This is a genomic window from Sphingomonas sp. (assembly GCF_051962185.1).
In the GTDB taxonomy this organism is placed as follows: domain Bacteria; phylum Pseudomonadota; class Alphaproteobacteria; order Sphingomonadales; family Sphingomonadaceae; genus Sphingomonas.
This window is the reverse complement of sequence record NZ_JBQCCN010000282.1, coordinates 1-7,370: the sequence shown is the minus strand read 5'-3', so window position 1 is coordinate 7,370 and position 7,370 is coordinate 1. Positions and strand designations below refer to the sequence as shown.

Genomic DNA, 7,370 nt, shown 5'->3' with positions numbered 1-7,370 from the left:
TGGTTCGAGAAGCTCGGCGAATCGGGCCACAGCCGGAGCGCGCATTTCCACGTGCAGATCCAGTCTGCGCCGTGGGTCAGTGCCGGCGTGCAGAATTGCTCCTCGAAATCGGCGCGGTGCGCGGCGAGTGCGAGCCGGCGCGGATAGGGATCGAGCACGGGTCGCGCGACGTCGATCCAATAAGGCGCGTCGGCGACCTGTTCGTCGAGAATGTGGTGCACCGCCTGGGTGATCGGCGGGATCGGCCGGCCGGGATTGACCATCCGGCTGCCGCCCTCCCCCTGCAATTCCCAGCGCCCGTCGGCACCCAGCGCGACGTCCTGCCAGCCCACTTCGAGCACGCCGTGCTGCGGTGGCGCGTTGCCGGTGGTTTCGAGGTCGATGACTCGGATGATCGAGGGAGAGGGCATCGCGACTATGTGGGCGCTTTGCTGCCGAAAAGCGACTCCGGGCGGTGTAACGAGGGGCCGATTGCCCAAGAGGAAGGCAGCCAACCTTTCCGTCATGCCGGCCTTGTGCCGGCATCCACCGCGCAATGGCGCATCATCTCGGTGGTCGAAGAGTGGACCCCGGCACAAGGCCGGGGTGACGAATTAGGGGGCGTCGCCCAGCCCCGCTGTTCAATGCCTACTTATGGTTCGCATTCGCGAGAATGACGATGGGACGTCAATGCCCCGCCTGCGGCCCGCGCACCAAGCCGCTCGCCGCCAGCTGCGCGTCGATCTGCGCGAGCAGGCGGTCGAGCGCGGGCTGATCCTTGGCCTCGGCGCGCGCGACCAGCACGTCCTGGGTGTTCGACGCGCGCAGCAGCCACCAGCCGTCGGGCGTCGTCACCCGCGCGCCGTCGGTGCGGTTGACGTCGGCGCCTTCGGTCTCGAGCCGGTCGAGCACTTCGTCGATCACCGCGAACTTGCGGCTCTCATCGACCTGGAAGCGCATCTCGGGGGTGTTGACCATCACCGGCATGGCATCCTTGATCGCCGTCATCGACTTGCCGATCATGTGCACCGCGCGGATCAGCCGGACGGCGGCATATTGGGCGTCGTCGAAGCCGTAGAAATCGTGCGCGAAGAAGATGTGGCCCGACATCTCGCCGGCGAGCGGCGCGTGCGTCTCCTTCATCTTGGTCTTGATCAGGCTGTGCCCGGTCTTCCACATCAGCGGGTGGCCGCCGAGCTCGGCGATGCGGTCGTAGAGCGCCTGGCTCGCCTTGACGTCGGCGATGATCGTCGCGCCGGGCAAATCCTTGAGCACCGGTTCGGCGAGGATCGAGAGGATCTGATCGCCCCAGATCACGCGTCCCTGGCCGTCGATCGCGCCGATGCGGTCGCCGTCGCCGTCGAACGCGACACCGAAATCGAGTCCCTTCTCGGCGACCAGCGCCTTCAGATGCGCGAGATTCTTCTCCTCGGTCGGGTCGGGATGGTGGTTCGGGAACGTGCCGTCGACCTCGGTGAACAGCAGGTGATGCTCGCCGGGCAGCAACTTGGTCAGCTTCTCGATCACCGGCCCCGCGGCGCCGTTGCCGGCGTCCCAGCCGATCCGATAGGCGCCGCCCGAATAGCCCGCCATCAGCCGACCGACATAATCGTCGACGATGTCGGCGTCGGTCGCCGTGCCTTCGCCCTCTTCCCAATCGCCCTCGGCGGCCATGCGGCCGAGCTTCTGGATGTCCTCGCCGAAGAACGGGCGGTGCTGGAGGACCATCTTGAAGCCGTTATATTCGGCCGGGTTGTGGCTGCCGGTGATCTGGATGCCGCCGTCGACTTCCAGCTCGGCTTCGGCCCAATAGAGTTGCGGCGTCGGGCCCATGCCGGTGCGAATCACGTCGACTCCCGACGCGGTCAGGCCGGCGACCAGCGCCGTTTCCAAGTCGGGCGACGAGGTGCGACCATCGCGCCCGACCGCGACATGCGTGCCGCCGGCGCGGCGCACGATCGTGCCGAAGGTGCGGCCGATCGCGCGGGCATCGTCGGTCGACAGGGTTTTGCCGACAACGCCGCGGATGTCGTATTCGCGCAGGGAAGTAGGATCGAAACGATGGCTCATGGGGGCTCCGGTCAGGTTGATGCGCGCCCAATCCGTCGAGCGCGGAAAAGTTCAATCCTTGGGTTTCAGCAGCACGTCGCGCGCTTGGTTGACGCGCCGGGCGAGTTCGTCGGTGCCGCCGTGATCGGGGTGGACGTTGCGCAGCAGGCGGCGGTGCGCGATGCGGATCTCCTCGCGGCTGGCGCCGGGATCGAGCCCCAGCACCGCCAGCGCGTCGATCTCGTCGGGACTGCGCTCGGGCTTGCGGCGGCCGTCGGTCCACACTTTCTTGGGGCCTTGCCACAGCCACCAGCCGAACCAGGCGACGGCAAGGGCCAATAGCAGCTTGGGCATGTCAGGCGAACAGCGGCAAGGCGGGTTCGGGCAGCGCCAGTGCCGCCATCATCTCGCGCAATTCCTGCCGCGCGGCGACATGCGCCAGCCCCATCTCGCCGAAATCGCGGCTGTCGATCATCGTCAGCCCCTTGGGGAACAGCTCGCGATAGATGACGCGTTCGCCCAGTCCGGGGATGATGCGGAACCCGACCCGCTTGGCGAGTTGGTCGAGCGCTTCCGACACCCGGCGCATGTTGCGTGCCTCGATGTGCTGGAGGCGGTTCCTCAGCACGACCCAGTCGATCGCGACGCCGTCGGCCTTGGCGCGGGCCTTGCGCGCGTCCCAGATCAGCTCGGCGTAAAAACTTGGCCGCGTGACGCGATAGGTGTCGGGGTCGACCTGGCCGATCAGGTCGAAATCGACGAAGCTGTCATTCATCGGCGTGACCAGCGTGTCGGCACGCGCCGCCGCCAGCCGCCCGAAGCGATCGTCGCGCCCCGGCGTGTCGATCACGAGGAAGTCGAGGTCCTGATCGAGCCGGGCGAGCGTATCGTTGAAGAAATCGAGGCTCTCGCCGTCATGTGCGGCGAATTCCGGGGTCGGCAACTCGCGCGCCGTGCGTTTCGCGGTGGCGACCCGATTTTCGAAATAGCGCGCCATGGTGCGCTGGCGATGGTCGAGATCGAACGCCGCGACGCGCGCGCCGCGCGCCTGCAGCGCGATCGCGACATGGACCGCGGTGGTCGACTTGCCGGTGCCGCCTTTTTCGTTGGCGAAGACGATGGTGTGTGGTTTGCGGACGTCCGCCACGTAAAGACCCTGGTTGCCTGAATTGCCCCGCGCCTTTTACAGGCGAACCCTCGTCTATCGAAGGGGCAAGGCCCATGCAAATCGTCCATCATCTGCCCGATTTGAGACGCGCGGTCGCGGCGCTCCGTACCGGCGGTGCTCGAGTGGCGCTGGTCCCGACGATGGGCGCGCTCCACGCCGGGCATATGGCACTGATCGACGCCGCGCGGGCGACGGGGGCGAAGGTCGTCGCGTCGATCTTCGTCAACCCGAAGCAATTCGGCCCCAATGAAGATCTGTCGCGCTATCCGCGCCCGGCCGAGGCCGACAAGGCGCTGCTGATCGCGCATGGCTGCGACCTGCTGTGGATGCCGGGAGTCGACGACATGTACCCGGCGGGGTTCGCGACCAATGTCTCGGTGTCCGGGGTGAGCGCAGGATTGGACGGCGCCGCGCGCCCCGGCCATTTTGACGGCGTCGCGACCGTGGTGAGCAAATTGTTCAACCAGGTCGGTCCCGACGCCGCGTTCTTCGGGGAGAAGGATTTCCAGCAGCTCGCGGTGATCCGGCGCATGGTGGCCGATCTGGACGTCGACCTGGAGATCGTCGGCGTGCCGACGGTACGGGAGAGTGACGGGCTCGCGCTGTCCTCGCGCAACGTCTACCTCTCGGCCGACGAGCGTGCCCGGGCGGTGGCCTTGCCGCGCGCGCTGGCCGAGGCGAAGCGCGCGATCGAGGCTGGGGAGAGCGGGGCGCTCGATGCCGCCATGGCGTCAATGGCCGCAGCGGGTTTCGTCACCGACTATGTCTCGCTGGTCGATGCCGGCACGCTGAGCGAGCCCCAGGTGGGACGGCCGCGGCGCCTGCTCGCGGCGGCGAAGATCGGGACCACACGACTGATCGACAATCTCCATGTAGACCCCTGAAATTCATGGTTAAATCACGTTAACCAATTGTTGACCCCTTCGCCTCCAAGGTAGCCCTGCCAAAGGAAGTAAAAGGGGTTGGCAGCGATGGGCAGCAGCCTGAAAAGTGCGCAATTTCTGATCGAGAGCCGCCTGCGCGATGCCGCGTGCGGCGATTGGGATGCGTGCTACGATCTCGGGGTCGATTATTCGACCGGCGCGAACGGCATGGATCTCGACCTGATCGAAGCGCACAAATGGTTCAATCTCGCCGCGTCGCGCGGCGGCCATGAAGGCGCGCGCCACTGCCGCGCCGAGGTCGCCGACGAAATGAGCGCGCGCGAAATCGCCGAGGCGCAGACCCGCGCGCGGGCTTGGTTGAACGAAGCGGCGCGCCGCGCGGCCTGACACCCGTCCTATCGACCGTCATGCCGGGCTCGTCCCGGCATCCACCGCGCCGCGAGCGCGGTACTCAGTGATCTGAACTTCGCGCCCAGCCGCCCCGTGGACCCCGGCACAAGGCCGGGGTGACGGATTAGTTTTTGGCGCGGCAGGATGAAACCGTCATCCCAGCGAAAGCCGAGATCTCCGGCCGTATTTCGCTGCACGAGACCCCAGCGTTCGCTGAGGTGACGACTATGTTGCCGGGCGCACGATTATTTCGGCAGCGTGATGCTCAGTTCGTCGCCGCCGCCTTCTTCTTGGCCGGCGCCTTCTTCGCAGCGGCCTTCTTCGCCGGCGCCTTCTTGGCCCCGCGCTTTCCCTTGGCCGGCGCGGCAGCGGCGCGCGCGTCGATCAATTGCGCGGCTTCCTCCAGCGTCAGTTGGTCCTTGTCGACCGACTTGGGCAAGGTCGCGTTGGTCGTGCCGTCGGTGACATAGGCGCCGTAGCGGCCGTCCATCAGCTTGATCTCGGCCTCGGTGCGCGGATGCTTGCCCAGGACCTTGAGCGGCTCGCGCGAGGTGCCGCGCGCCGGGCGGCCGCCATTCGCCGCCGCTTCGGCCAGCTTGACCACCGCCGCGTTCATGCCGGTCTCGAACACCTCGGCGGTCGATTGCAGCCGGGCGTATTTGCCGTCATGCGCCAGATAGGGGCCATAGCGGCCGATCGAGGCGGTGATCGGCTTGCCGGTCTCCGGATGCGCACCGATCTCGCGCGGCAGGCTCAGCAGCTTCAATGCCCAGTCGAGGTCGAGTTCCACATCCTTGGGAATCGAGGCGCGCTTGGCGTCCTTGCCCTCGCCGAGCTGAATGTACGGCCCGAACCGCCCCGCCTTGCGCTCGACTTCCAGGCCTGTTTCCGGATCCTTGCCCAAGGATTCCGGCCCGGTGTCCGCCCCACCTTCGGCGCCCGCCTGCGCGAAGCGGCGGGTATATTTGCACTCGGGATAATTGGAGCAGGCGATGAACGCGCCGAACCGGCCGCCGCGCAGCGAGAGCTGGCCCTTGCCGCAATTGGGGCAGAGCCGCGGGTCGCCGCCATCGGCCTGTTGCGGAAAGAGGTAGGGCGCGAGGAATTCGTCGAGCTGCTGCGTCACTTCGGACGGCTTGAATTCCATCACCTCGGCGGTGCGCGGCTTGAAGTCGCGCCAGAACGCCTCGAGCACCGCCTGCCATTGCGCGCGCCCGCCCGAAATCTCGTCGAGCTCGTCCTCGAGACCCGCGGTGAAATCGTAGCTGACATAGCGTTCGAAGAAGCGCTCGAGGAACGCGGTCACCAGCCGGCCCGATTCTTCGGCGAAGAAGCGGTTCTTCTCGACCCGGACGTAATCGCGGTCCTTCAAGACCTGGATGATCGAGGCATAGGTCGACGGGCGGCCGATCCCCAGTTCCTCGAGCTTCTTGACCAGGCTCGCTTCGGAGAAGCGCGGCGGCGGCTGGGTGAAATGCTGCTCGGCCATGACGTCGCGCTTGGCCGGCACGTCGCCGTCGCGCAGCCGCGGCAGGCGGCGCGATTCCTCATCCTGCGTATCGTCCTGGCCTTCCTCGTAGAGCGCGAGATAGCCGGGGAACAGCACGACCTGGCCGGTCGCGCGCAAGGCGTGGCGGCCGGTGCCGTCGGTCAGCTCGACCGTCGTGCGCTCCATCTGCGCCGAGGCCATCTGGCTCGCCATCGCGCGCTTCCAGATCAGGTCATAAAGCCGGGCATGGTCGCCCGAGCCGGCACGATCCTTGGCGAAATCGGTCGGGCGGATCGCCTCGTGCGCTTCCTGCGCGTTCTTGGCCTTGGTCTGGTATTGGCGCGGCTTGTCGGGGACGTAATTGGCGGCATAGCGCTCGGTGATCGCCTTGCGCGCGGCCGAGATGGCGCTGCCGTCCATCTGCACACCGTCGGTTCGCATATAGGTGATCGCGCCATCCTCATAGAGCGCCTGGGCGATGCGCATCGTGTGGCTGGCCGAGAAGCCGAGCTTGCGCGCTGCTTCCTGCTGCAGCGTCGAGGTGGTGAAGGGCGGCGGCGGGTTGCGCGTCGCCGGCTTGGTCTCGACCGACTGGACGGTAAAGCGGCCGTTCTCGACGTCCGCCTTGGCCTTGAGCGCGTCGCCTTTCTTGCCGATCGACAGACGGTCGAGCTTCTCGCCGTTCCACTTGACCAGCCGCGCGGTGAACGGCGTGCCGTCCTGTTCGAGCGTGGCGGCGACCGACCAATACTCTCGGGCGACGAACGCCTCGATCTCACGCTCGCGGTCGACGATCAGACGCAGCGCGACCGACTGGACGCGGCCCGCCGACTTGGCGCCGGGCAATTTGCGCCACAACACCGGAGAAAGCGTGAAGCCGACGAGGTAATCGAGCGCGCGGCGGGCGCGATAGGCGTCGATCAGATCCTCGTCCAACTGGCGCGGATGCTTCATCGCCTCGGTCACCGTCGCCTTGGTGATGGCGTTGAAGGTGACGCGCTCGACCTGCTTCGGCAGCGCCTTGCGCCCGCGCAGCACTTCCTGGACGTGCCAGGAAATCGCCTCGCCCTCGCGATCGGGGTCGGTCGCCAGGATCAGGCGATCGGCCTTCTTGGCCTCGTCGGTGATCGCGCGGAGCTGCTTCGCCTTGTCGGCGTAATTTTCCCAATCCATCGCGAAGCCGGCCTCGGGATCGACCGATCCGTCCTTGGGCGGCAAGTCGCGGACATGGCCGTAGCTGGCGAGAACGCGATAATCGCTGCCGAGATATTTCTCGATGGTTTTCGCCTTGGCCGGCGATTCGACGATGACAAGCTGCATGGCGGTGAAAAGCGGTCCTTACGTGTACGCGCGAGGATGGAGAGTCGGAATCGGCCCCGTCAAGCGGGGGGCTTGAGGCTCCGCCAGGCGA

Annotated in this window: 7 protein-coding genes; 2 read left to right on the top strand and 5 right to left on the bottom strand. The window is 66.8% G+C overall.

Annotated elements, in window-relative coordinates:
- From ACTHJR_RS17745 to ACTHJR_RS17730, 4 genes are all read right to left on the bottom strand, one after another.
- The coding region (locus tag ACTHJR_RS17745; RefSeq protein WP_440524661.1) for a 3'-5' exonuclease at nucleotides 1-410 on the bottom strand (410 nt) is incomplete at its 3' end.
- A 256-nt stretch (nucleotides 411-666) separates the two neighbouring features.
- The gene (gene pgmG, locus ACTHJR_RS17740; protein WP_440524659.1) at nucleotides 667-2,049 is read right to left on the bottom strand and encodes a phosphoglucomutase/phosphomannomutase PgmG; all 1,383 of its coding nucleotides are present in this window, start codon (nucleotides 2,047-2,049) and stop codon (nucleotides 667-669) included.
- A gap of 51 nt (nucleotides 2,050-2,100) precedes the next feature.
- Nucleotides 2,101-2,382, bottom strand: coding sequence for a J domain-containing protein (locus tag ACTHJR_RS17735; protein ID WP_440524658.1), 282 nt, complete (start codon nucleotides 2,380-2,382; stop codon nucleotides 2,101-2,103).
- A gap of 1 nt (nucleotide 2,383) precedes the next feature.
- Nucleotides 2,384-3,175 (bottom strand): division plane positioning ATPase MipZ, encoded by a 792-nt coding sequence (locus tag ACTHJR_RS17730; protein ID WP_440524656.1) that lies wholly within the window; start codon nucleotides 3,173-3,175, stop codon nucleotides 2,384-2,386.
- A 74-nt stretch (nucleotides 3,176-3,249) separates the two neighbouring features.
- On the opposite strand from ACTHJR_RS17730, the gene panC reads away from it, so the two are divergent.
- Complete coding sequence (gene panC, locus ACTHJR_RS17725) at nucleotides 3,250-4,080, top strand: pantoate--beta-alanine ligase (protein ID WP_440524655.1); 831 nt, start codon at nucleotides 3,250-3,252, stop codon at nucleotides 4,078-4,080.
- An 87-nt stretch (nucleotides 4,081-4,167) separates the two neighbouring features.
- Nucleotides 4,168-4,467 (top strand): hypothetical protein, encoded by a 300-nt coding sequence (locus tag ACTHJR_RS17720; protein ID WP_440524654.1) that lies wholly within the window; start codon nucleotides 4,168-4,170, stop codon nucleotides 4,465-4,467.
- 268 nt (nucleotides 4,468-4,735) lie between these two features.
- Here ACTHJR_RS17720 and topA read toward each other — a convergent pair whose 3' ends face one another.
- Nucleotides 4,736-7,279 (bottom strand): type I DNA topoisomerase, encoded by a 2,544-nt coding sequence (gene topA / locus ACTHJR_RS17715; RefSeq protein ID WP_440524652.1) that lies wholly within the window; start codon nucleotides 7,277-7,279, stop codon nucleotides 4,736-4,738.
- Between the last annotated feature and the right edge of the window lie 91 nt (nucleotides 7,280-7,370).